The organism is Luteimonas sp. YGD11-2, from assembly GCF_004118975.1.
Lineage (GTDB): Bacteria > Pseudomonadota > Gammaproteobacteria > Xanthomonadales > Xanthomonadaceae > Luteimonas > Luteimonas muca.
Genome location: NZ_CP035376.1, coordinates 1,678,351 through 1,700,886, shown reverse-complemented (window position 1 = coordinate 1,700,886; position 22,536 = coordinate 1,678,351). Strand labels below are relative to the sequence as shown.

The window sequence follows — 22,536 nt, the reverse complement described above, 5'->3', positions numbered from 1 at the left end:
TGGGGACTGCGGCAGTGCCGCGGCATCAAAACGGGAAAAGGAGACATGGGTTGCTCGACGCGCCGGTGGTCCTCACCCAGTCGAGCGGCTCGAGAATCGAGGCGACCCCTTGACCATCGCCGATGCAGTGGGCGTGCCTCATTGGACCTCTCCCTGCGTTGCGCCCGGACCAAGCCGGCGGCGCGGGATGAAGGCCGGCACCTCCTGCATGTAGCGGACGTAGTCATCGCCGAAGCGGCTCAAGCAGTCTTTTTCCTCGCGGCGCGCAAGGCGGGCATAGGCCCACACGAGCACCGGGTAGCTGGCGAGCGTGAGCAGCGTGGGCCACTGCAGCAGGAAGCCGGTCAGCACCAGCACGAAGGCAACGTACTGCGGGTGGCGCATGCGCGCATACACGCCCTCACGGGCAAGCCGACCCTCTCGCTGTGCCCGATACAGCACGGGCCAGGCGGTCGACAACAACCAGAACCCTCCGCCGATAAACACGAAACTCGCGATGTGGAATGGGCCGAAATGCGGGTTGGCGCGCCAGCCGAACCACATCTCCAGCAGATGGCCCGCGTCATGGCTGAGCCAGTCCACCTGCGGATAGTTGGCGCTGAGCCAGCCGCCCAGGACGTACAGCGTCAGCGGGAAGCCATACATTTCCGCGAACAGGGCCACGACGAAGGCGGAGAACATCCCGAACCCCCGCCAGTCCCACCGGGTCAACGGCTTGTAGAAGCTCCAGGCGAAGAAGATGAAGAACGCGGCGTTGATGGCGGCCAGGAGCCAGAGTCCGTAGCCAGAGTCAGGTGCATGCATGTCAGTGCCCTCCGGTCGAGGTGTCGGATGTCTCGTCGGTCTGTGCCTGCTTGCGACGGCCGTCATCACCACCACCGGTGGGGGCATCGGCATTTCTGTCTTGCCCGTGGCCTCCATGACCGCCATGTCCCTTGTGCATGAACACATGCATGAGCGGGCACAACAGCAGGATGGCCAGCGGCAACCAGCGGAGCGTTCCGGCGAGGTGGGCGCGATGCTCGACGCCCAGATAGAACACGGCCAGCGCGAGGAAGGTCCAGAAGACCCAACGTCGGGGCCCGGACGTGGCGGGAGAGCGGGGGACAGTCATGGCAGATTCTCCTGAGCGAGGCGGCGCCCGATGAGTCGTCGCGGGGTGGACCTGACGAACTTGCCGCCTTCTGTCGCGGCAACGGCTTCGATCAATGCGCAGACATCGTCGCCAGTCGGAATGGAGTCCGGCAGCGCGGCCCAAGCGTGGATGGCACGCTCCATCCGTTGGTGCATGGCGAGGAGCCTGTCCAGTTGCTGGCGGGTGTCGTCGAGCCTGCGCCGGATGATGTCCCGCACAAGCGGGCAGGGACTATGCCGCTGCAGGCTGTAGCGGATGATTTCCTCGATTTCGGCCAGCGTGAAACCAAGCTGCTGTGCCGCGCGAATGAAGTGCAGGCGCTGGAGCTCCGAAGCCGAGAAGAGCTGATACCCGCCCTCGGTGTGCGTGGCCGCCTGTAGGAGGCCGCGCCGCAGATAGTTGCGCACCACATGCACCGTGACGTCGCCCTGCTGTGCCAGCTGGCGTACCGTCATCAGCTGCGGCGCTGCTTCGTCTTTGCCCATCATTGGCGCGCTCCAGGAAAGATGGTGATCACGCTAGACCTGTGTCCCGCACACAGGTCAAGCTCGGCTGATACGCTTCCATCCACACCAAGGCATCGAGTGCTCCCGCAGCGATAACGCGGGGGCAACGCACACGCGGACCGCCTTTGCCCTGGCGCGTTGAAGGTCGGCAGCATCACGACACGTCCGCCGGCAGCGCAGCAGCCATTGGCCGCTTCCTGGCCAGCTGCCGCTGCTTGATCAACGAGTACAGGGCCGGGATTACCACCAAGGTCAGCACCGTGGACGAGACCATGCCACCCACCATCGGCGCGGCGATGCGGCGCATGACCTCGGAGCCTGTGCCGCTGCTCCACATGATCGGCAGCAGGCCGGCCATGATCGCGACCACGGTCATCATCTTCGGACGCACACGGTCGACCGCGCCTTCGATGATCGCCTCGCGCAGGTCACCGGCATCCAGCGAGCGGCCTTCGGCCCGACGATGCACGGCACGCGCCTCCAGCGCGTGGTCGAGATAGATCAGCATCACCACGCCGGTTTCCGCGGCGACGCCGGCCAGTGCGATGAAGCCGACGATCACCGCGACGCTGACGTTGTAGTCGAGCATCCACATCAGCCACACGCCGCCGACCAGTGCGAACGGCACCGACAGCATCACGATCAGCGACTCGGTGACGCGGCGGAAGTTGAGGTACAGCAGCAGGAAGATCAGCGCCAGCGTCACCGGGACGACGACGCGCATCTTTTCTGCGGCGCGCTGCATGTACTCGTACTGTCCGCTCCAGGTCACGTAGTAGCCCGGCGGGAACTGCACCTGCTCGGTGACCGCTTCCTGCGCAGCCTTCACGTAGCGGCCGAGATCGCTCTCGCGGGTATCGACGTAGATGTAAGCCGCCAGCATCGCGTTCTCGGTGCGGATGCTCGGCGCCCCCTTCCTGACCTCGATCTGCGCCAGTTCGCCGAGCGGCACCTGCGCGCCGCCGGGGACCGGCACCAGGACCTGGCTGCCGATCCGGTGCGGATCGTCTCGCAGCTCGCGCGGATAGCGCACGATCGCGCTGAATCGCTCGCGGCCCTGAAGGATGGTGGTGACGATCTCGCCGCCCAGAGCGGCCGCCACCACGTCCTGCACCTCGCCCAGGGTCACGCCGTACTGCGCCAGGCTGGGCAGGTCCGGGGTGATGTCGAGGTAGTAGGCGCCGGTCAGGCGTTCGGCGAACGCGCTGGTCGTCCCCGGCACTTCGCGCACCACCGCTTCGATCTCGGTGGCCAGCGCGTCGAGTTGCTCAAGATCCGTGCCGAACAACTTGATGCCCACGGGCGTGCGGATGCCGGTGGCCAGCATGTCGGTCCGGGCCTTGATCGGCATCGTCCAGGAGTTGGCGACGCCCGGGAACTTCAGCGCCTCGTCCATCTCGGCGATGAGCTTGTCGGTGGTCATGCCCTCACGCCACTCGTCCTCGGGCTTGAGGTTGATGACGGTCTCGAACATCTCCAGCGGCGCCGGGTCGGTGGCGGTCAGGGCGCGACCCGCCTTGCCGAACACCGACTCCACTTCCGGGAAGCCCTTGATGATCCGGTCCTGCTGCTGCAGCAGCTCCGATGCCTTGGTCACCGACATGCCGGGAAGCGACGCGGGCATGTACAGCAGCGTGCCTTCGTTGAGCGTGGGCATGAACTCGCTGCCCAGGCGCGATGCAGGCCACAGGCTGGCAAACAGGGCGACCAGCGCGAACATGACTGTGGCCATGCGGTGCCGCAGAACGACGTTGATCACCGGCCGATAGGCCGCAACCAGGAACCGGTTCACCGGATTCTTGTGCTCGGGCACGATCTTGCCGCGCACGAACAGCAGCATGAGTACCGGTACCAGCGTGATCGACAACAGCGCGCCACCGGCCATCGCGAAGGTCTTGGTGAATGCCAGCGGCTTGAACAGGCGACCTTCCTGAGCCTCCAAGGCGAACACGGGCAGGAACGAGACGGTGATGATCATCAGGCTGAAGAACAGCGCCGGCCCGACCTCGCGGCAGGCGTCGATGATCAGCTGGGTCCGGCTGCGGGAGCCATCGTCGCGCTCGATGTGCTTGTGCGCGTTCTCGATCATCACGATCGCCGCGTCGACCATCACGCCGATCGAGATCGCGATGCCGCCCAGGCTCATGATGTTCGAGTTCATGCCCAGCATGCGCATCGCGATCACCGCGATCAGCACGCCCACGGGCAGCATGACGATCGCCACCAGCGCGCTGCGCGCATGGAACAGGAACACCAGGCACACCAGCGCGACGATCAGGCTCTCCTCGAGCAGCGTCGTGCGCAGCGTCTTGATCGCACGCACGATGAGGTCGGAGCGGTCGTAGACCGCCTGGACGCTGACGCCTTCGGGCAGGCCTCGCGCAAGTTCCGCGATCTTGTCCTTCACCCCGCCGATCACGGCCAGGGCGTTTTCGCCGAAGCGCGCAATGACGATCCCGCCCACAACGTCGCCTTCGCCGTCCAGGTCGGCGATGCCACGGCGCTCATCGGGTACCAGTTCGACCCGGGCGACGTCGCCGATCAGCACCGGTGCGCCCCCTTCGGCGCGCAGAACCAGGCTCTCGATATCCTCGATACCGCGCAGGTAGCCGCGGCCCCGCACCATGTACTCGGTCTCGGCCATCTCGATCACGCGGCCGCCGACGTCGCGGTTGCTCTCGGCGATCACCTCGGACACGCGTGAAATCGGGATGTCGAACTCGCGCAGCCGGACCGGATCGACGGTGATCGAGTACTGGCGCACGAAGCCGCCGACGCTGGCGACCTCGGCCACGCCGGGCGCGGTGGTGAGCTGGTAACGCAGGTACCAGTCCTGCATCGCGCGCAGCTCGTCCAGCGAGTGGCGGTCGCTCTGCAGCACGTACTGGTAGACCCAGCCCACGCCGGACGCGTCGGGTCCCAGTGCCGGTGCCACGCCAGCCGGCAGGTTTTTCGACGCGACGTTGAGGTTCTCGAGCACGCGCGAGCGCGCCCAGTACAGGTCCGTGCCCTCCTCGAAGATGACGTAGATGAAGGAGGCGCCGAAGAACGAGAAGCCGCGGACGTCCTTTGATTTCGGCACCGCGAGCAGGGCGCTGGTCAGCGGATAGGTGACCTGGTCCTCGACCACCTGGGGCGCCTGCCCCGGGTACTCCGTGAACACGATCACCTGCACGTCCGACAGATCCGGTTGTGCGTCCAGCGGCGTGTTCATCAGTGCGTAGATGCCACCGGCGACAATCGCCAGCGCCATCACCAGCACCAGGAAGACGTTGCGCACCGACCATTCAATGAGACGGCCAAGCATGTCAGTGCCCCTCGTGGCTGGTGGCGGGAGCAGGTGTGCCGTGGTCGTTCATCGTTCCATGGTCGCCATGGCTGTCATGGCCGTCGGACGCGCCAGGATCGCTGGCGGCAGCCGGTGGATCTCCCGATGTCGCCGGTATGGCATGGCCTGCGTGGGGATCAGCGACCTCGTCAACATGACCTGCGTGCGGATCGACGGCGTCCTCACCGTGCCCGGCGTGTGGATCCTCAGTGGTGCCCGAAGGCGCGCCGTGTCCTGCATGACCCTCAAGCCCCTGGAGTGCCGACTGCAGGTTGCTTTCGGCGTCGATCAGGAAGTTGGCGGAGACCACGACCTGTTCGCCTTCGGCGATGCCGTCGAGCACTTCGATGCGATCGCCGCCACGGCGACCCAGGGTGACGTCGCGCGGTGCGAACCGGCCGGGGCCGGTCTCGACCAGCACCACCTGGCGCGTGCCGCTGTCGAGCACGGCCGAGCGCGGAACGGTCAGGACCGGTCCAGCACCCGGCTCCTCCAGCACCACCGTCCCGTAGAGCCCCGGCCGGAGGTCGCCGTCGGGGTTGGGCAGGGCGATGCGCACATCCACGGTGCGCGTCATCGCATCGATGACGGGCTGCACGAAGGTGACCGCGCCCTCGGCCACCTGGCCCGGCAGGGCCACGGTTTCAAAGCGTGCGGGCTGGCCGGGCTGGATGCCCGCGGCCTGCGCCGCCGGGACCTTCGCGATCACCCACACCGTCGACAGGTCCGCCAGGCGCAGGATGGTTTCGCCGGGCTCGAAGCGTGCGCCCTGGACCACCGGCTTCTCGATCACGACCCCGTCCGCGGGCGCGGTGAGCACCAGCCCCGTCTTGCCGAGTTGCGCGTCGCTGATTTCCCAGTTGCGCAGGCGGGTGCGTGCGGCATCGCGCAGGCGGGTCATCGATGCCGCGCTCGCGGGATCGGACCCGGCCAACCTGCGGGCGGTCTCGTCGGCCAGCCGGTATTCCTGCTGCGCCGCCGCCAACTGTGGGCTGTAGACGGAGAGCAGCGGCTGCCCGGCGCGGACGCGCATGCCGGTTTGGTTCGCGTACAGCCGCTCCACCCAGCCTTCAAAGCGGGGCGCGATCGCGTACTGCCGGGTCTCGTCGACCTCGACCGTGCCGCTGGTGCGCACGGTGGCGGACATGGCTCCTCGCTTGACCGCCTCGGTGCGCACGCCCAGCGCCTGCACCTTGTCCGGGGGCAGCACCACCGTACCCGGCGCCGCCGGCGGGGCGTCGTCGGCATAGACCGGGACGTAGTCCATGCCCATCGAATCCTTCTTCGGCACCGGCGACGTGTCCGCCAGGCCCATCGGATTGCGGTAATAGAGCACCTTGCGTTCCGCGGCCGCTGCCTCGGCGGACGTGGCTGCGGTGGGCGAATCGGTCGTGGCGCGGCCCGCCATCCAGCCGACGGCGAGTGCGGCGAGTGCGACGCCGATGGCGAGCGACAGGGTCTGGACACGGGTCATCGGATCTCTCCTTCGATGGCGCGCACGGCGGCGGCGCCCAACAGTTCGTCACGCAGTGCATCGACCCGTGCGAGGTCGGCGCCCTGCCATTCATTGAGTGCTTCCAGCAGCGTCCCGAAGTCGACTTCGCCGACCTGGTAGCTGGCCAGCGCGGACTGCCAGGTGGCGTCGGCCTGCGGCAGCAGCGTGTTCTCGATCAGCGCGCGGCGCTCGCGTGCGCTGGTCCACTGCGACCAGGCGGAGGCGCCGCTTTCCTCGACGGCCCGCAACGTGGCGTCCCGGCGGGCCAGCGCCGCGTCTTCGAGCAGGCGCGATTCGCGCTCGCGTTCGCGGCGGGCGCGCTGCTGGAACGGGATCTCGACCTCGAGCATCAGCTCGGTGCTTTCGATGCCGTTGCCGTACTGCATCGCACCCACGCCCACGGTGATGTCGGGAAAGCGGTTGCGACGCTGCAGTACCACGTTCGTGCGCGCGGCCTCGGCGCGGGCCTGCTGCGAGCGCACCGCGGGATGCGCATCGGCGTCATCCAGTGCCTCGGCAAGCGAGGCGCTGTGGACGGCGAGGCGCGGCGCCTCGCCGGGAGTCGCCAGCGGTGCATCGGACCGGCGCCCCAGCACCGCGTTCAAGGTGGCGGCCGCCTCCTGCTTGGTCGCGAGGCGTTCGATCCGCTCGCGCTGCAGGCTGGTCTGCTCGACCTGGGCGCGGATGGCATCCTGCTGCGCGGCGCGGCCCAGCGCGTAGCGCACGCCGGCCATTTCTTCGACCTGGCGGAGCAGGGCGATGCGGCGATCGAGCACGGCCACGGCCTGGTCGGCGTGCCAGTAGCGTGCGTAGGCCGCCTCGGCATCGGACAGCAGGTCGCGCGCCGTGGCGATGCGGTCGAGTCCGGCCGCGATCGCATCCTGGCTGGCCGAGGTCCGCGCCAGGCCGCGCTTGCCCCAGAGCGGGAAGCGCTGGCGCAGCGCGTAGTTCACCTCGCGCTCGGCACCGGCGGTGCGCCAGGGCTTGTCCGGATCGAGGCCGCGGAATCCAACCGAGGCCATCGGATCGGGCAGGGCACCTGCGGGAAGGATCCTCGCTTCGGCGGCCTGGGTTTCGAAGTCCATGGCCCGCAGCTCGGGGTTGTGTTCCAGAACCCAGGTGCGGATCGACTCGAGGCTGTGCCCCGGGATGGGTTCGGTGGCGGTCGCGGGCAGCGCCAGCGTCCACAAGCCGCCGGCGAACACGCAGGCAAGCAGGTGCCGGAGCAGTGGCCGACGGCGGAACAGCGGGTAAGGGTGCAGGCGCCTGGCCTGCATCGGGTCGAACAGGGATGCCATATCAGTGTCCTTGGGCCGACGCGACGCAGGTCGCTCGGACGAGGGCAGGAACACATGCCGTGACGCAGCCACGGCGCGAACGCACAGGACCGCGCCGCACAGTTGTGCGGGCGGGTCAGCGTTCGGGCATCAGATCAGCAGGAGAGCCGCGGGATGGGCGGTGGGGCGGTGCCAGGCGGGCCTGGGGGGCGATTCCACCCAGCTGGGCGTGACCCCTGGGCCGGCATCGGCGACCTCGGCCACGACGAACCAGGAGACCCACGCTCCGACAAACAGCGGCGGGACCGGTGGGATGCGCCCACTGTCGGCCGAAATACCCCCCTCGCTGCAGTGCGCGGCACACACCGCCCTGTCCGCCGAGGGAAGCTCCGCGTCGCAGCCGTGGCCGTGGTCGTGGGGGGTATCCGCGCCGGCCGCGACTGCGGCGGCGGGTGTGCCCGGAAGATCCAGGCAGCCGCCATGGCTGGCCAGCGCGAGCTGAGACCAGAGCAATGCCGCCATCGCGAGGAGGGCGGTGCGCTGGAACCAGCTACGGTGACGACGGCGGATCATGGCTTGAGGTTACCTTTTGCTCGGTCAGATGCAACTGATCCAGATCAATCCCCCGGGCAGATCGGGTGACTGGACCGGCATGGCCGCTTTCGGTGTCGCCGAAACCGGAGCCGACCCGGCCAGGCGAAGCGCGCGGGCCACAACCGACACCTAGCTCAGTCTCATGGCGAGCGCCGCAACCATCGGGCTCAGCGGGATCCCCGAGCGCGAGTAGAGCGCGCCGGCGGCGGCCGGAACCAGCTTCAGGCTGATCGCTCGTCCGGGTACCCAGCCTCACTGAGCGCTGAGAGGAACGCGCCCCCGTCCATGTCGCTATCGACCCTCACCTGACGCGTCGGTGGGTCGGTTTCGATGCGGGCTTGGGGGTCCACACTGAGCAGTGCCTTCTTGACGGACTTGGCGCAGCCGCCGCATGTCATGTTTGGAATGTGGAAACGAAGCATCTTGATCTCCTGATCGACTGTGGTGTCGGATCAATATGGGGTTTGACAGCGTGGCAAGGTCAATCGGCTATCAGCAGAATGTTTGCAAGCTGCTCACGGCTGGCCGACAACGGCGCCGAGAACTCTTGCGAATGCACGTCCGACCACGAATGAGTCATCTGACGCCGCGGTTACGCGAGGAGGCGGGCGTGTCGGCCCCAAACCGAGGCGTCCTATGTGGACCCTGCGAACGCGACTCCGCCGCTGTTGGCTCGGCCAGATCCGCAAGGATCGGGCATTCCGGTCGGTCATCCCCGTGGCAGTGGTCGGCCAGATGCTCGAGCGTTTGCACCATCGCCTGCAGCTCGGCGATTCTCGTCTTCAGTCCGGCGGCATGGGAAAGCGCCATCGCCTTGACGTCGGCGCTTGCGCGGTCACGGTCGCGCCACAAGACCAGCAGTTCTGCGATCTGTTCGACAGAGAAGCCAAGGTCTCGTGCGCGACGGATAAAGCGAAGGCTATAAGCGTCAGGCGTGCTGTAGTGTCGGTAGCCGGCCTCAGAGCGCGCAGCTTTGGGGATCAAGCCGATCTGTTCGTAGTAGCGGATCATCTTCGCCGACACGCCTGAAAACTTGGCTGCTTCACCGTTATTCATCATTCTCTTTTCCTGGTCACCCAAGGATGCTTGGTTCGACACGCTAGGCCGGCGTCCGCCACATCGATCCTGTCTTGGTGTTCAGTCAGGCGGCACCGTGTCTTGGGATCAATGTTCGATTGCCTGGCGCGGATTGGGCAATGCCGCCCCGCTCTGGGGCATCCCCGTACGGGTTTCGATCGTTATGGGAGCCTGGAAGCGCTTGAGCCGGAGCGCGTTGCCGAGCACGAAGACACTGGAGAGGGCCATCGCGGCCGCAGCGAAGATCGGCGAAAGCAACATGCCGTTCACCGGGTAAAGCGCACCCGCCGCGACCGGGATCAGCAGGGCGTTATAGGCAAAAGCCCAGAACAGGTTCTGCTTGATGTTGCGGATCGTCGCTCGGCTGAGCGCGATGGCATTCGTCACGCCGCGCAGGTCGCCCGACATCAGCACCACGTCGGCGGCCTCGATCGCCACATCGGTTCCCGTGCCGATGGCGAGCCCGACGTCCGCTTCGGCCAGCGCCGGCGCGTCGTTGATGCCGTCGCCCACGAAGGCGACCCGCGCGCCATTGGTCCGGAACTTCTTCAGCGCCGCGACCTTGCCGTCGGGCAAGACCTCGGCCGCGACTTCATCGATGCCGAGCTGCCTGGCGATCGCCGCGGCCGTCGCGGCATTGTCGCCGGTGATCATCGCGACCTTGAGTCCCAGCGCATGCAACGCCTTGATCGCCTCGGGCGTGGTCTCCCTGATCGGGTCGGCCACCGCGATCACCGCCGCCAGCCGGCCGTCGATCGCGGCATAGAGCGGACTCTTGCCTTGGTCGCCGAGACGCTGGGCGACAGGCAGGAAGTCCGACACATCGATACCGATCTGCGTCATGAATCGGTCCGCGCCGACGGCGACGGTGCGACCGGCGACCTTGGCCGACACGCCGAAACCCGGCGTGGCCTCGAAGCCCCCGACGGGTGCGAGCGTGATGTCCCGCTGCTTGGAGGCGTCGACGATCGCTTCTGCGATCGGGTGCTCGGAGCGGGTCTCGACCGCGGCGACAAACGCCAGGACTTCGTTGTATTCGAAGCCTTCGGCAGGCACCAGGTCGGTCAGCTCCGGGCGCCCCTTGGTCAGCGTGCCGGTCTTGTCGAGCGCGATGACACTCACATCGCGCAGCGCCTGCAAGGCCTCGCCCTTGCGGAAGAGAACGCCGAGCTCGGCCGCGCGGCCCGTCCCGACCATGATCGAGGTCGGCGTGGCCAGCCCCATGGCACAGGGACAGGCGATGATGAGCACCGCGACCGCATTGACGAGCGCGAAGGACAGCGCGGGCTCCGGTCCGAAGGCCAGCCAAACAAGGAAGGTCAGCGCGGCCCCGGCCATCACTGCCGGGACGAACCACATGGTGACCTTGTCGACCAGCGCCTGGATCGGCAGCTTGGAACCCTGCGCTTCCTCGACCAGGCGGATGATCTGCGCGAGCACCGTGTTCGCGCCGATCCTCGTCACGCGGAAACTGAAAGCGCCGGTCTTGTTGATCGTGCCTCCGACGACATCGGCGCCCACCCCCTTCGATACGGGGACCGGCTCGCCGGTGATCATGCTTTCGTCGACATAGGAGGCGCCCTCGACGACCTCGCCGTCCACCGGAATCTTCTCGCCCGGACGAACCAGCACGACGTCACCGGTCGCCACCTGATCGAGCGGAATTTCGACCGTATCGCCGTTGCGCTCGACGCGCGCGGTCTTGGCCTGGAGTCCGACCAAGCGCTTGATCGCCTGTGAGGTTCGCCCCTTGGCGCGCGCCTCCAGCGAGCGCCCGAGCAGGATCAGGGTCACGATGACCACGGCGGCCTCGAAATAGACGTTGGCGGTGCCCGGGGGCAGCACGTCGGGGACGAAGGTTGCGACGACTGAATAGCCGTACGCGGCCGCCGTGCCAACCGCGACCAGTGAATTCATGTCGGGGGCAGCGCGCAGCAACGCTGGTACGCCCTTGCGGAAGAAGCGTAGCCCCGGACCAAACAGCACGAGGGTGGCGAGCGCGAACTGGATATACCAGTTCGTCTGCTGACCCAGGACCCCCATCACCCAATGATGCATGGCGGGAATCAGGTGGGACCCCATCTCGAGGATGACGACTGGCAAGGTGAGGACGGCGGCAATGGTCAAAGCCCGCCGCAGCCCCCGTGCCTCGCTCTCACGACGCTCGGCGTCATGATCGCCTGCACTTGCCGTATCGACGGACAAGCGGCGGGCCTTGTAACCCGCCTGTTCGACCGCCGCTTCAAGGTCCGCCGTGGAAACGACCCCGGCAAGGTGGCGCACCCGCGCGCGCTCGGTCGCCAGGTTGACGTTGGCTTCGAGCACGCCCGGGATCTGTGCGAGCGCCTTTTCGACCCGGCCCACGCACGACGCGCAGGTCATGTCCTCGATCGCGAGCTCGGTGGTCTCTTCGCGCACCGTGTAGCCGGCACTCTCGATGGCGCGAACCGCAGCCCGCGGATCGGCCAGGCCAAAGAAGGTGAGGTCGGCACGTTCGGTGGCGAGGTTGACCGCGGCTGTCTGGACGTGAGGGATGGCTTTCAACGCGCGCTCGACGCGGCCGACGCACGAGGCACAGGTCATGCCCTCGATCGGCAGGCTCAAACGGGTGGCGACGCGCTTCGGTGGATCGAGGACCGCGTGGATGGGAGCGGAGGTCATGGAACTAGCTCTTCAGCGAGGACGTGGTACCAAGCTTAAAGATTGCCACGATGGCAAGGTCAAGGACTGAGGCGGCCGACAGCTCGGCACGTGCTACCCGCGCGGCCAGGCCGCTGCGTTCCTCGCGCGCCTGACTCAGGCTGCGCCGGAGCTCCTCTTCGCCCAGTTCGCGCTCCAGCTCGGACTTCACCGAATGCCATTGCGCGCGCGCGCGCCGGACCCACAGGCCGGCGAACCTTGCAGCGTTCGGCAGGCGCTTGGGGCCCAGCACCACCAGAGCGACCACCGCGATGACGAACAGCTCGGAAAAGCCAATGTCGAACATGCCTTGAGTCGGGCTCGGACCGGAGTCGCGTGCTCAGCGCGGGACACTTTCGTCGTGGTGGCTGCGCTCGGCGTCATGGCTGCCAGCGTTTCGTGCGTCGATACTCAACTGGGCTGGCGGCGTCACTTGATCGTCGCTGACACCCTGCTTGAAGCCCTTGATCGCTTGGCCAATGTCGTGCCCGGCGTGCTTCAGCCGCTTGGTACCAAACACGAGCACCACGACTGCAAGCACGATCAGCCAGTGCCAGATACTGAAACTTCCCATAAGAGCCCTCTCAATGGTTGATGAAAAGAACACCTGCTCCGAGACAATGAGTACTGGTAGCTGCGGAGCGCTTGGATAATCAGTGATGCACAACGGTTGCAGCGCTACATGGGACTGAGGGTCCCAAGCACGGAAACAACGCCCACGATCGACGTGGCCAATATGGCCTCCGCCGCCAGACTCTGCCGCAGGGCGCGCACTTCCTGCGCAGGGTTTCCGCTGGTCAACGCCCGTCCCAGGCGTGGCACCAGCGCCCAACGGTGCAGCGCTCCCAGTCCGAGCATTCCGCCGAATAGAGCGAGCTTGACCAGCAACAGGTTTCCGTAGGTGCTTTGCACCAGCGTCGGCAAGGACCAAGCGGTGAGATCACCGTAGTGCGCGATACCGGACACGATGAGCGCAGCTACGAAAATCGTGCCCAGCGTCGAAAAGCCATGTAGAAAATCATGCGTGGATCGCAGGCGGTCGTTGCGGGAGGCTTCCTTGCCTTGCAGGAGCATCCCCAAGAACATCAAGACCGCTGCGACCCAGCCGCCTGCTGCGAGAAGGTGGACGAGACCCGCGGCAAGCCGGACCGCACCTGCCATGCCCTCGCCAGCAGCGGCGTGGCCGTTCCATGCCAGCGAAGCGAGTGCGCCGCCCGCCAGCGTCGCCGCCAGCGGGAAGGCGGACTCCACCGTCCCGCGACGACGATGCCACCCGAGCAAGAACGCCATGGCGATCAGCAGCACGCTTCTCGCCATGGCTGCGCGGCCCGCGGACGTTTCGAGCAGATACCAGCCAAGCGATTCGCGATCAACGTCGGCAATCGGCATTCCCATGATGCCGGCGGTCTTGAATACGACATCGGCCCCGGTGAGCACGAGCCCGACGGCGGCACTCACCAACAGAATGCCCATGAAGGGCCATCCGGCCAGGGCGTCGGCGAGTGCCGGTCGCCGCAAACCATACCAGCCGAACAGCGGAACCCCGAAAAGAACCATGAGAACCATGTATTCCAGGAATCTCAGTGCGTAGGCCGACAGGTCGAACATCCTCGACTCCTCAACGCACCGTGAAGCTGAAGCTGCCCGGCATGGGGTGGTTGTCACCTCCAACAGCGCGGTATTCCACCGTGTAGAGACCTGGAGCCAACGGACGAGGCAACTTGGCACGCAGGGTCTTGCCGTCGTTGACGATCTCGGTCGTGACGTTCTCGATCGGCATAGTGGAACTGCCGTGCTTCATGAGCAGGTTGAGACGCGACGCGCGCGGAATCAGCGTCTCGTTGAACACGAGATCGATCTGGCTTGGGGAGGCCACGACCGCATTTGCTGCCGGTGTGGACTGCTGTAACGCCGCGTGGGCGCGCGCGACCTGCAGCGAAAACTGCCCTGCCGCGATTGCGAGTACGAGCGCGAAAGAGCGAAAAACGCTTGAAGACTTCATATGGACCTCTTTGTGAACTGATGCAAAGCCCCGTTGGTGGGCGCCGTGCCTTGTGAAATCGGAGGTGAGGATCCCGCCATCGCAGGCGGGACCCTCGATGCATCAAGCTGCCATGGCGCTGCAGCTTTCCGCGCATCGACGACACGCTTCAGCGCAACGCGTCATCTCGGGGTCGTTCATGGCATCGCATGCATCCGCGCACTGGCGGCAGATCTCCGCGCAGGCACCGCAAATGACGTTATGAACGCTCGTACCGCGCAGCATCGCGTCGGCGCTGGTGGCACAGATATCGGCACACGTCGCCAGCAGGGCGATGTGCTCCGGTGCTGCGTGTGCACCTCCCTTGGTCAGGCAATAGTTGATGGTCTCCAGGCAAATCGCATGGCATTGCGTGCAGTTGTCGATGCACGTGTTCATGGCCTGGGACCGGTGGTCTTCGGAATGGTGAGTCATGTGGATCTCCTGCTTCATCGCGGACGAGAATCGGCGCGCCCGCTACACCGCCCCCTGATTCGCCGATGGCTCAGTGCTGCGCGAATGGTTCGGTGGTTCCGTCGTGATGGACCAGTTCGACCGTGTAGGGCTGCTGGCGCCCATCCGGGACTTCCATGCCCGGCGACCCGAGCGGCATTCCGGGCAGGACCAGGCCCCGTGCGTCCGGCCTTTCCTCAAGGAGGCGCTTGATGTCGGCGGCTGGAACATGGCCTTCGATCACGTATCCGGCGATCTCGGTGGTGTGGCAGGACCCCTTTGCGTAGGGCACACCCAGTCGCTCCTTCACTGGGCCCAGGTCATCCATGTCGTGCACGTCCAGCGCGAAGCCCGCTTTCTTCATGTGCTCGATCCAGGCACCGCAACATCCGCAGGTCGGGGTTTTATGGACGGTCATGCGTGGCAGGGCTGCTGGAGTCACGGCGGGTGTTCCCGGGACGACCTGTGCTGTCTGCGCGGTGGTGGATTGCGCAGGCGTACTGGCCTGCGTGCAAGCACCCAGGCCGGCGACCGCGAAAACCACCCACGTCAGTCGGTTCAATCCGTAAGCATTCATGTCGGTTCTGCGCTCAGCGCTTGGTCCGCGAGGACCAGTGGATGTGGACGATCCGCCAGCCGTCGGCGGTCTGCTTCAGCACCATTGTCTCGGTGCTCAGAACGGTCAGGGGCTTGCCGTCCTTCTGGGCGTGCAGCTCGCTTTCGGTTCCCACCCATGCGAACTCACCAGCGGTTCGTGCGCGCTGGCGCACGAGTTGGCGATGGGCGTCCTTGAGGAACGCCGCGTCGCTGATGGCGTGGTGGCCCAGATATTCCTCGCGGCTGTGCTCGGCACCACCGGACTCGAGGATGAGGACGTCAGGAGCGAGCAGGGATCCGACCGTTGCCAGGTCTTCGCTGGACAGTGCGGTGTTGAACCGCTCTACCACGGCGACGGCGGCCGTGGCGGCGGCAGGAACATCCACGTTCGCCGCTGCCGCAGTGGCGGGGTGATGTGCATGCGCCTGGGTTGTCTGCGCCATAGCGGGCGACACAACGGCAAATGCCAGTGCGAGGGCGAGGGTGACGGGTGCTACGTTCATGCGTGAACTCCGAAATCAGTGGTGTGTGTGTCGCTGAAGAAACTTCAGCCAGCCTTGCGTACGCTGGCTCAATGCCAGTTCCTGTCAGAACCAGATGCGGACGCCCGCCACAATCCGGGTGTCGTCAACATCGCCTGATGCTGCGCGACGGAGGTCTGCGGTTCCGCCGTAAGCACGCTCCCAGACCACGCCGACATAGGGCGCGAACTGTCGATGGAACTCGTAGCGCAAGCGGAAACCGGCTTCGACCTTGCTCAGCCCACTGCCGATTCCCACCGCCGGATCGTCCTTGCTCCAGGCCTCGCCTTCGACCAGCCACTGGCCGATCAGCCGGTTGGTGAACAGCATTTCGTATTCGGCTTCCGCACCTACCCCGAGCTGACCGGACTCGCCTAGGTAGGCCGTCGCGGAGACTTCGAATTTGTACGGCGCAAGACCGATCACACCGAGCGCGGCATAGGTGCGCGACGGCCCGCCGCCGAAGGCGAAGTCATGGCGGACACCGGCGACTGCGTCCCACCATCGGGCGATCGCTCGGCCGTACAGCACTTCCACATCCGCCGACTCGGTGGATCCACCTGCACGCTCGCCCTCGCTGCGCAGCCAGAGCCGGTTCAAGTCGGAACCCACCCAGCCTTGTGCTTCCCAGGCCATGCCGGTGCCGTCCTCGTCCGCGTCCCACGCCTCTAGCCGGTCAAGCGCCCAGTAGGAATTGATCGATTCACCATGCATCAGGTGCTCGTCGAGGTCCGGGAACGCCGCAGCCCGATCTGTCGGCGTGACAACCGGGATTGGCTCGCGCGGCTCGGCCGTGGGCGGCAGGTCCTCGCTGACACCAGGTTGATGGCCCATGGAAGCGTGATCCATGCCCGAGTGATCCATGCCGGAGTGATCCATTCCGGAGTGATCCATCCCGGAGTGATCCATCCCGGAGTGATCCATCGTGGAGTGGTCCATCGTGGAGTGGTCCATCCCGGTGTGTTCGCTGTCGGCAGGATTCGCAGCTCCGTGCCGCATGTTCCCGTGGTTCATCGTCCCGTGATCGTCGGAACTCTTGTCCGGTGAAGTCGGTAGATGGCCGGCGTGCGGATCCGCGGGCTTTGGCGACGATGGTGACGCAGCCGGCTTGGCTGCCGGATGGTGTGCGGCGTGGTCCGTCTCCTGCGCCCACGCCGGGGCGCAACCAGTTGCAAGAACGAGTACGGACGTCAGGCCGATGGCTAGGGAGTGACGATTGGAACGGCTCATGGCGTTCATTCCTCCACCCGCACTTCGCGGAACATGCCGGCTTCCATGTGGTAAAGCAGGTGGCAATGGAACGCCCAGCGACCCAGCGCGTCGGCGCGCACGCGAAAGGCCCGCTTCGTACCAGGCGGCATGTCGATGGTGTGCTTGCGCACCATGAAGTTGCCGGACTCGTCCTCGAGGTCGCTCCACATGCCGTGCAGATGGATCGGGTGCGACATCATCGTGTCGTTGACCAAGACGACTCGCATGCGCTCGCCGTACTTCAGACGCAGGGGTTCGGCGTCAGCGAACTTCACTCCATCGAACGACCATGCAAAGCGCTCCATGTGACCGGTCAGGTGCAGCTCGACCGTGCGGCCGGGTTCGCGCCCGTCGGGATCGCGGAACGTGCTCCGCAGATCGGCGTAGGTGAGCACGCGGCGGCCGTTGTCGCGCAGGCCGATGCCCGGGTCATCCAGCCTGGGCGCGGGCGCCATCGTCTGCATGTCGACCAGGGGGTTGCCGGTTTCGCTCGGAGGGTGTTCCTGCATCCCGCCGGCACCGTGGTCCATCCCGGCCATGCTCCCTCCGGCGGCCGTGCCTGCTGCCATCGACGACATGTCGTGACCGCTGTGGTCCATTCCGGCCATGGCACCGCCGGCCATCGCACCGTGCGACATCGAAGACATGTCGTGACCGCCGCCACCCATCCCGCCGTGGCCCATGTCGTCCATGGTGAGGAGTGGCTTGGGGTCGACGTCCGGCACCGGCGCCCGCAAGCCTTCCCTGACGGCGAGTGTTCCGCTGATGTATCCCGTGCGGCCGCTGTCCTGGGCAAAAATGGTGAACGCATCCTGCCCGGTCGGCTCGACAATGACGTCGAACGTTTCAGCGGTGGCGATGCGGAACTCATCGACCGTGACCGGGCGGACGTACTGTCCATCGGCCGCGACCACCGTCATCTTCAGGCCCGGGATGCGCACATCGAAGTACGTCATTGCCGACCCGTTGATGAAACGGAGGCGGACCTTCTCGCCCGACCGGAACAGCCCGGTCCAGTTGCCGAGCGAGGTCGTGCCGTTCATGAGGAAGGTATAGGTGTTGCCGTTGACGTCCGACAGGTCGGTCGGCGTCATCCGCATCTGGCCCCACATCTTGCGGTCCTCGACCGTAGCGGCCAGGCCGTGCTGCTTCACGTCGTCGAAGAAGTCGCCGACCGTCTGCTTGGAGAAGTTGTCGAAGTCAGACCGCTTCTTGAGCCTGGCGAACAGGCGCTTCGGATCGAGGTCGGTCCAGTCGCTGAGCATGACCACATAATCGCGGTCATAGGCGAAGGGCTCGGGTTCCAGCGGCTCGATCACCAGTGGCCCGTAGAGACCGGCCTGCTCCTGGAAGCCGGAATGGCTGTGGTACCAGTAGGTGCCGCCCTGCACGACGTTGAAGCGGTACTGGTAGGTCTCGCCACGGTTGATGCCGTTGAAGCTCAGCCCGGGCACGCCGTCCATGTCGGCCGGCAGCAGGATGCCGTGCCAGTGGATCGACGCCTGCTCGCCATGGATCGAGCCGCGGGGCAGGGCATTGCGGACCCGCAGGTTGACGGTGGTGCCTTCCCGCCAGCGCAGCAAGGGTGCGGGAATCGATCCGTTGACTGTGATCGCGGGGCGCGTGGCGCCGGTGAAGTTCATCGGCGTCTCGCCGATGGTCAGGTCGAAGTCGGTGCCCGAGAGCACGTTGGGCAGGCCCTCGGCCTTGACGGCCCAGCTCGAACGGGGCCACAGACCCAGGGTTGCCACGGCCCCGCCAACAGCAAGGCCCTGGACGAAGCGGCGGCGCGACGGGGCAGACAGCCCCTCGGCACGGCCGAAAGAATCGGATGACATGGGAACTCCGGGAAAGGTCGAAGGCTCGCGGGACGAGCGTTACCCTGTCAGTGCGGAGCAGCGGACAGGATCCATCAGCGCCTCGGAAGGCGCGCAGGGACACTTAGCCGATCGGAGGTCGGAAGAGATTGGTCAGGGCCGCGGACGCGTGCACCGACAGGAACGGTTCGGCGGTGTGCCGGTACCGGATGGTGAAATCGGCGAGTGCCGACCCGGCAAGTGCCGCGGAGCAATGGTGCATGCACGCATCGCAATCGCCTGACTGACAGCAGTCGTCCAACGGCGATGCTGCACCGGCATGGTCAGCGGCCTTGGGGTAATGGTGATCATCGGCCCCCGGAGCAGCCGCTGAGGCCCCGTGGCAGGCAGCCATGGCCTCGGCTGCTGTCGACGCCGTGGTCGCGTAGGTCGCGTCGCCCAGGGAGTCGCGCACGTGCTCCATGTGCATGGACGCGCCAGCGATGCCCGGACCGTTCGCCAGCAAGGCAACGATCAGGAACAACCGCATCATGAGCGCGCGGAAAGGCATGCGCCCTAGTATACGTGCGGATATAAACGCCGGATGAACGCAGCGACAACCGCACGGGACGCAGCTCGAATATCGAGCCCCCAGCCCTTCGTCGCCTGCCTAGCCCAACGCGCCGCAGCAGTTTTTCGGCTACAGGGCCATGTCTTCGTAGCTGCGGGGATCAGAGACCGGCTCCAGGTGCCCGGTCACGCGCATGGCCGGGAACTCCGCCACGATCTTCTCCACCAGGTCTTCCATGGCGTCATGCCCGCGCAAGACGGTCCAGTCGCCGGGCACCAGCATGTGCATCTCCATGAACTGGCGGGCCCCCGATTCGCGGGTCCGCACGGCGTGGAACTCGATCCGGCCCGGTTCGGCGTGCGCGTCCAGGATGGCCTGGATCCGGGCGTTGTCCTCGGGGGACAGGGTCGCGTCCATCAGGCCGGAGGCGGATTCGGACATCAGCCGGTAGCCGACAACCAGGATGTTGACGCCCACCAGGATCGCGATCACCGGATCCAGCCAGTCCCAGCCCGTCAGCCACGCCAGCCCCAGGCCCACCACGACCCCGACCGAGGTGTACACGTCGGCCATCAGATGCTTGCCGTCGGCGCGCAGGGTGATGGAGCGGTGCTCGGTGCCGACCTGGATCAGGATCCGCCCGACGACACCGTTGAGGACGGCGGCCACGATCGAAATGGCGAGGCCGATGCCGAGGGCTCCCAGTGGCCGCGGATTGAGCAGGCGATCGATGCCCAAGTAGATGATCGAGGCCGCGGCGACGAAGATCATGATCCCTTCCAGCGCGGCGGAGAAATACTCCGCCTTGCTGTGGCCGAAGTGGTGGTCGTCGTCGGCCGGCTGGGCGGCGATGGTCAGCGAGACCAGGGCCACGATGGCGGCCACGAGGTTGACCATCGATTCGGCGGCGTCCGACAGCAGGCCCACCGAGCCGGTGATCGCCCAGGCACTGCCCTTGAGCAGCACCGTCAGCACCGCCGTCACGATCGCCAGCCACGCGTACTTCCTCAGGTCCGGCGTGGCTTCGGCCGGTCTGTCATGGGGTTTCATGGGGACTATTGTCCGCTGCGACCGCGGGCCGGGCCAGCCGGCGCATGTCGCGCAGTCGGCAGGTCCACTCAGAACCTCGACCGCCCGCAGCAGGCGTCGTCGTTCCGGCGCGGGTCGGCACCGCTTGCGCGCCGGTCGATCCTAAGCGGAGCGCGCATAGGCTGGCAGGCATCAGGTTCACACGATGAGAAGGGCACAGCAAGCCCCTAGCTGTGATCTCTCAGTAGGTTGTTCATCCGGGGTGATCCCGGAAGACTGGAGGTGCGAATCAGCCACCCCTCCAGGAGCCCCGGATGAACCTGCATAAACATGCCCGTCTTACGCCTCGCGGTCGAGCCCTTCTGGTGGAGCGGGTGATCGACCAAGGCCTGCGGGTCGAGGAAGCTGCGCACGCGGCGGGCGTGAGCGTCAGGACCGCATACAAGTGGCTACGCCGCTTTCGCGAGGAAGGCTGGGCCGGCTTGGATGATCGGTCATCGCGACCGCATCGGTGCCCGCATGCCACACCGCCATCGGTGGCCGCAGAGGTGACCGCTCTGCGTCGTCAGCGTCAGACCTACCGCCAGATCTCATTGGCTTTGCCTGTCGGCCTCAGCACCATTGCCCGGCTGATGCGCCGCGCCGGGCTGCACCGGCTGGCCGAGCTTGAGCCGGCGCGCCCGGATAACCGCTACGAGTATCACCAGGCCGGGGACCTGTTGCATCTGGACATCAAGAAGCTGGGCCGCTTCTGGCGCCCTGGCCATCGGATCACGGGCGATCGCCAAGGCGCGTCCGAGGGCGCAGGCTGGGAGTTCGTCCACCTTGCCATCGACGATCACTCACGGGTCGCCTTCGGCACCATCGAAGGCGATGAGCGCGGATCCAGCGCTTGCCGCGCACTGCTTCAAGCCTTGCGCTACTACCGCGGTCTGGGAGTCACTTTCACCCGGGTGATGACCGACAACGGTGCCTGCTACAAGTCCCGGCGCTTCTGCCGGCTCCTGCGCCGCCTGGGCCTGCGCCATCTGCGCACGCGACCCTACACCCCGCGGACCAACGGCAAGGCCGAACGCCTGGTCCAGACCGCTTTGCGCGAATGGGCCTATGCCTGTTCCTACGACAGCTCGGAGCAGCGCCGGCACGCTCTTCCTCGCTGGCTGCACCAGTACAACTGGCACCGGCCGCACGCCAGCCTTGGCTACCAACCCCCAATCAGCCGCATCCAGCTTCCACTGAACAACGTCCTGGGTTTACACACCTAGCCAGCCGTCCTGCGTTGAGCGAGGTTGGCTGTTTGCTTGCCCGAAGCGGGTGTTCGCCTGAGCGCGCGGATTAGGGCTGGTTATCGGGGGTAGGGCGGATGGCTCCTTTCGACCCAAAGCGGACGTCTCGTTGGAACATCGCGCACCACTTCGTCCCACGGATCACTCAGGCAGCCAAGCCCGACCGCATGACCTCGTAGAGCGCAGTCCGGGTATTGCTGTCTGCCATCGAAGGGCTAGCAGCCCATGCAACGGCAAGAGCCCCCAGGAAGAGACTGAGCCGGGGCATCCCGGCGGCTCCCGGCGAGGTCAGTGTCCCCGCGCATGAAATCGAACCGCTGCAGCAGGCGCACCAGTTCCTGGACACGCACTGTCGTCGGGGCTGCGCGATCACCAGCCGTGCCAGTGCGGCAGCGGAAACAAGTACAAGCGGTGCCATGGCCGACAACTGGAACGCGCCTTTTCCCTGTAGCCCTCTCGACGCATTCAGCGGAATTGTATAACCCCATCATCCGCAGGTACCCTGCGCGGCCATGACCCGCCTGCATCCCCGCTTCTTGTTGCCGCTCCTGCGCGTCGTCGTGCTGGGTGTGCTTGCGTTGGGGTTGGCGTTCCAACCGGTGATGACAGCCGCTGGCGAAATGCATGAGCTCGCGCACGATCCGTCGGGCGCGCACAGCCACGGCCCGCATGCCAACGATCCGGGCGCGGAGTTCGCCGCGGCGGACGCGCACGATCAAGACGGATCGGAGACGTTGCACCTGTTACTGGATTTCGCCCATTGCTGTGGTTCAGCCGCGGCCGTGTTGCCGGTCCTGGATTCATTTTCTACTCGACCGGTCGCCGGTCGAATGGGGGTCGAAAAAGCATCGCCCCCGGCCGCCTTGCGTCTGCCGAGCCCATTCAAGCCTCCGATCTTCGGATGACCGCGCCGTCGGCCTG

General features: G+C 66.2%; 22 protein-coding genes and 1 pseudogene. 2 read left to right on the top strand and 21 right to left on the bottom strand.

Translation table 11 applies throughout. The features are described from left to right. Nucleotides 1–138: 138 nt before the first annotated feature. From ERL55_RS07735 to ERL55_RS07635, 21 genes and pseudogenes are all read right to left on the bottom strand, one after another. Nucleotides 139–804, bottom strand: coding sequence for an isoprenylcysteine carboxylmethyltransferase family protein (locus tag ERL55_RS07735; protein ID WP_129135905.1), 666 nt, complete (start codon nt 802–804; stop codon nt 139–141). Between the two features lies 1 nt (nt 805). Beyond that, nucleotides 806–1,114 (bottom strand): DUF2933 domain-containing protein, encoded by a 309-nt coding sequence (locus ERL55_RS07730; protein WP_129135904.1) that lies wholly within the window; start codon nt 1,112–1,114, stop codon nt 806–808. After that, nucleotides 1,111–1,623: a MerR family transcriptional regulator gene (locus tag ERL55_RS07725; protein WP_129135903.1), complete on the bottom strand. Its 513-nt coding sequence runs from the start codon at nt 1,621–1,623 to the stop codon at nt 1,111–1,113. Before ERL55_RS07725 ends, ERL55_RS07730 begins: the two co-directional genes overlap by 4 nt. 172 nt (nt 1,624–1,795) lie before the next feature. Next, nucleotides 1,796–4,948, bottom strand: coding sequence for a CusA/CzcA family heavy metal efflux RND transporter (locus tag ERL55_RS07720; protein ID WP_129135902.1), 3,153 nt, complete (start codon nt 4,946–4,948; stop codon nt 1,796–1,798). 1 nt (nt 4,949) lies between these two features. Beyond that, on the bottom strand, nt 4,950–6,443 hold the full coding sequence (locus ERL55_RS07715) for an efflux RND transporter periplasmic adaptor subunit (RefSeq protein ID WP_129135901.1): 1,494 nt from the start codon (nt 6,441–6,443) through the stop codon (nt 4,950–4,952). Next, on the bottom strand, nt 6,440–7,762 hold the full coding sequence (locus tag ERL55_RS07710; RefSeq protein ID WP_241685726.1) for a TolC family protein: 1,323 nt from the start codon (nt 7,760–7,762) through the stop codon (nt 6,440–6,442). The genes ERL55_RS07715 and ERL55_RS07710 overlap by 4 nt, the downstream gene beginning before the upstream one ends. 129 nt (nt 7,763–7,891) lie before the next feature. After that, nucleotides 7,892–8,314 (bottom strand): hypothetical protein, encoded by a 423-nt coding sequence (locus ERL55_RS07705; protein WP_100322960.1) that lies wholly within the window; start codon nt 8,312–8,314, stop codon nt 7,892–7,894. A 242-nt stretch (nt 8,315–8,556) separates the two neighbouring features. Continuing rightward, entirely contained in the window at nt 8,557–8,757 is a 201-nt protein-coding gene (locus tag ERL55_RS07700; protein WP_100322961.1) for a heavy-metal-associated domain-containing protein, read from the bottom strand. Nucleotides 8,758–8,911: 154 nt separating this feature from the next. Further along, the gene (gene cueR / locus ERL55_RS07695; protein ID WP_129137264.1) at nt 8,912–9,391 is read right to left on the bottom strand and encodes a Cu(I)-responsive transcriptional regulator; all 480 of its coding nucleotides are present in this window, start codon (nt 9,389–9,391) and stop codon (nt 8,912–8,914) included. 108 nt (nt 9,392–9,499) lie between these two features. After that, nucleotides 9,500–12,073 (bottom strand): heavy metal translocating P-type ATPase, encoded by a 2,574-nt coding sequence (locus tag ERL55_RS07690; RefSeq protein ID WP_241685725.1) that lies wholly within the window; start codon nt 12,071–12,073, stop codon nt 9,500–9,502. Between the two features lie 124 nt (nt 12,074–12,197). Then, nucleotides 12,198–12,398: pseudogene (gene tatB / locus ERL55_RS15140) on the bottom strand (Sec-independent protein translocase protein TatB); the annotation flags it as partial. Nucleotides 12,399–12,431: 33 nt separating this feature from the next. Beyond that, nucleotides 12,432–12,665: a Sec-independent protein translocase subunit TatA gene (gene tatA / locus ERL55_RS07680; RefSeq protein ID WP_096209561.1), complete on the bottom strand. Its 234-nt coding sequence runs from the start codon at nt 12,663–12,665 to the stop codon at nt 12,432–12,434. A 104-nt stretch (nt 12,666–12,769) separates the two neighbouring features. Further along, nucleotides 12,770–13,699, bottom strand: coding sequence for a copper homeostasis membrane protein CopD (gene copD, locus ERL55_RS07675; protein WP_129135899.1), 930 nt, complete (start codon nt 13,697–13,699; stop codon nt 12,770–12,772). Nucleotides 13,700–13,709: 10 nt separating this feature from the next. Then, on the bottom strand, nt 13,710–14,093 hold the full coding sequence (gene copC, locus ERL55_RS07670; RefSeq protein WP_129135898.1) for a copper homeostasis periplasmic binding protein CopC: 384 nt from the start codon (nt 14,091–14,093) through the stop codon (nt 13,710–13,712). A gap of 102 nt (nt 14,094–14,195) precedes the next feature. Beyond that, nucleotides 14,196–14,564: a four-helix bundle copper-binding protein gene (locus ERL55_RS07665; RefSeq protein WP_223675299.1), complete on the bottom strand. Its 369-nt coding sequence runs from the start codon at nt 14,562–14,564 to the stop codon at nt 14,196–14,198. A 52-nt stretch (nt 14,565–14,616) separates the two neighbouring features. Continuing rightward, complete coding sequence (locus tag ERL55_RS07660) at nt 14,617–15,141, bottom strand: DUF411 domain-containing protein (RefSeq protein ID WP_223675297.1); 525 nt, start codon at nt 15,139–15,141, stop codon at nt 14,617–14,619. 13 nt (nt 15,142–15,154) lie between these two features. After that, entirely contained in the window at nt 15,155–15,664 is a 510-nt protein-coding gene (locus ERL55_RS07655) for a nuclear transport factor 2 family protein (protein WP_129135897.1), read from the bottom strand. An 84-nt stretch (nt 15,665–15,748) separates the two neighbouring features. After that, nucleotides 15,749–16,912 (bottom strand): copper resistance protein B, encoded by a 1,164-nt coding sequence (locus ERL55_RS07650; protein WP_129135896.1) that lies wholly within the window; start codon nt 16,910–16,912, stop codon nt 15,749–15,751. Nucleotides 16,913–16,917: 5 nt separating this feature from the next. Then, nucleotides 16,918–18,771, bottom strand: a complete 1,854-nt coding sequence (locus ERL55_RS07645; protein ID WP_129135895.1) for a copper resistance system multicopper oxidase — start codon at nt 18,769–18,771, stop codon at nt 16,918–16,920. Nucleotides 18,772–18,874: 103 nt separating this feature from the next. Then, nucleotides 18,875–19,300 (bottom strand): CopL family metal-binding regulatory protein, encoded by a 426-nt coding sequence (locus ERL55_RS07640; RefSeq protein ID WP_129135894.1) that lies wholly within the window; start codon nt 19,298–19,300, stop codon nt 18,875–18,877. Nucleotides 19,301–19,429: 129 nt separating this feature from the next. Beyond that, nucleotides 19,430–20,350, bottom strand: a complete 921-nt coding sequence (locus ERL55_RS07635) for a cation diffusion facilitator family transporter (protein WP_129135893.1) — start codon at nt 20,348–20,350, stop codon at nt 19,430–19,432. Nucleotides 20,351–20,643: 293 nt separating this feature from the next. Here ERL55_RS07635 and ERL55_RS07630 point away from each other — a divergent pair, with 293 nt between their 5' ends. After that, nucleotides 20,644–21,594: an IS481 family transposase gene (locus tag ERL55_RS07630; RefSeq protein WP_129135892.1), complete on the top strand. Its 951-nt coding sequence runs from the start codon at nt 20,644–20,646 to the stop codon at nt 21,592–21,594. 533 nt (nt 21,595–22,127) lie between these two features. Beyond that, nucleotides 22,128–22,520 carry a hypothetical protein gene (locus ERL55_RS07620; protein WP_096009489.1) on the top strand — a complete coding sequence of 131 codons (393 nt, stop codon included), beginning with the start codon at nt 22,128–22,130 and terminating at the stop codon, nt 22,518–22,520. The last annotated feature ends 16 nt before the right edge of the window (nt 22,521–22,536 follow it).

Bases quoted from the DNA above. Each gene is read 5' to 3' on its own strand.
- ERL55_RS07735 (WP_129135905.1), bottom strand. From the start codon at position 804: ATGCATGCACCTGACTCTGGCTACGGACTCTGGCTCCTGGCCGCCATC.
- ERL55_RS07730 (WP_129135904.1), bottom strand. From the start codon at position 1,114: ATGACTGTCCCCCGCTCTCCCGCCACGTCCGGGCCCCGACGTTGGGTC.
- ERL55_RS07725 (WP_129135903.1), bottom strand. From the start codon at position 1,623: ATGATGGGCAAAGACGAAGCAGCGCCGCAGCTGATGACGGTACGCCAG.
- ERL55_RS07720 (WP_129135902.1), bottom strand. From the start codon at position 4,948: ATGCTTGGCCGTCTCATTGAATGGTCGGTGCGCAACGTCTTCCTGGTG.
- ERL55_RS07715 (WP_129135901.1), bottom strand. From the start codon at position 6,443: ATGACCCGTGTCCAGACCCTGTCGCTCGCCATCGGCGTCGCACTCGCC.
- ERL55_RS07710 (WP_241685726.1), bottom strand. From the start codon at position 7,762: ATGGCATCCCTGTTCGACCCGATGCAGGCCAGGCGCCTGCACCCTTAC.
- ERL55_RS07705 (WP_100322960.1), bottom strand. From the start codon at position 8,314: ATGATCCGCCGTCGTCACCGTAGCTGGTTCCAGCGCACCGCCCTCCTC.
- ERL55_RS07700 (WP_100322961.1), bottom strand. From the start codon at position 8,757: ATGCTTCGTTTCCACATTCCAAACATGACATGCGGCGGCTGCGCCAAG.
- cueR (WP_129137264.1), bottom strand. From the start codon at position 9,391: ATGAATAACGGTGAAGCAGCCAAGTTTTCAGGCGTGTCGGCGAAGATG.
- ERL55_RS07690 (WP_241685725.1), bottom strand. From the start codon at position 12,073: ATGACCTCCGCTCCCATCCACGCGGTCCTCGATCCACCGAAGCGCGTC.
- tatA (WP_096209561.1), bottom strand. From the start codon at position 12,665: ATGGGAAGTTTCAGTATCTGGCACTGGCTGATCGTGCTTGCAGTCGTG.
- copD (WP_129135899.1), bottom strand. From the start codon at position 13,699: ATGTTCGACCTGTCGGCCTACGCACTGAGATTCCTGGAATACATGGTT.
- copC (WP_129135898.1), bottom strand. From the start codon at position 14,093: ATGAAGTCTTCAAGCGTTTTTCGCTCTTTCGCGCTCGTACTCGCAATC.
- ERL55_RS07665 (WP_223675299.1), bottom strand. From the start codon at position 14,564: ATGAAGCAGGAGATCCACATGACTCACCATTCCGAAGACCACCGGTCC.
- ERL55_RS07660 (WP_223675297.1), bottom strand. From the start codon at position 15,141: ATGAATGCTTACGGATTGAACCGACTGACGTGGGTGGTTTTCGCGGTC.
- ERL55_RS07655 (WP_129135897.1), bottom strand. From the start codon at position 15,664: ATGAACGTAGCACCCGTCACCCTCGCCCTCGCACTGGCATTTGCCGTT.
- ERL55_RS07650 (WP_129135896.1), bottom strand. From the start codon at position 16,912: ATGAGCCGTTCCAATCGTCACTCCCTAGCCATCGGCCTGACGTCCGTA.
- ERL55_RS07645 (WP_129135895.1), bottom strand. From the start codon at position 18,771: ATGTCATCCGATTCTTTCGGCCGTGCCGAGGGGCTGTCTGCCCCGTCG.
- ERL55_RS07640 (WP_129135894.1), bottom strand. From the start codon at position 19,300: ATGCCTTTCCGCGCGCTCATGATGCGGTTGTTCCTGATCGTTGCCTTG.
- ERL55_RS07635 (WP_129135893.1), bottom strand. From the start codon at position 20,350: ATGAAACCCCATGACAGACCGGCCGAAGCCACGCCGGACCTGAGGAAG.
- ERL55_RS07630 (WP_129135892.1), top strand. From the start codon at position 20,644: ATGAACCTGCATAAACATGCCCGTCTTACGCCTCGCGGTCGAGCCCTT.
- ERL55_RS07620 (WP_096009489.1), top strand. From the start codon at position 22,128: ATGACCCGCCTGCATCCCCGCTTCTTGTTGCCGCTCCTGCGCGTCGTC.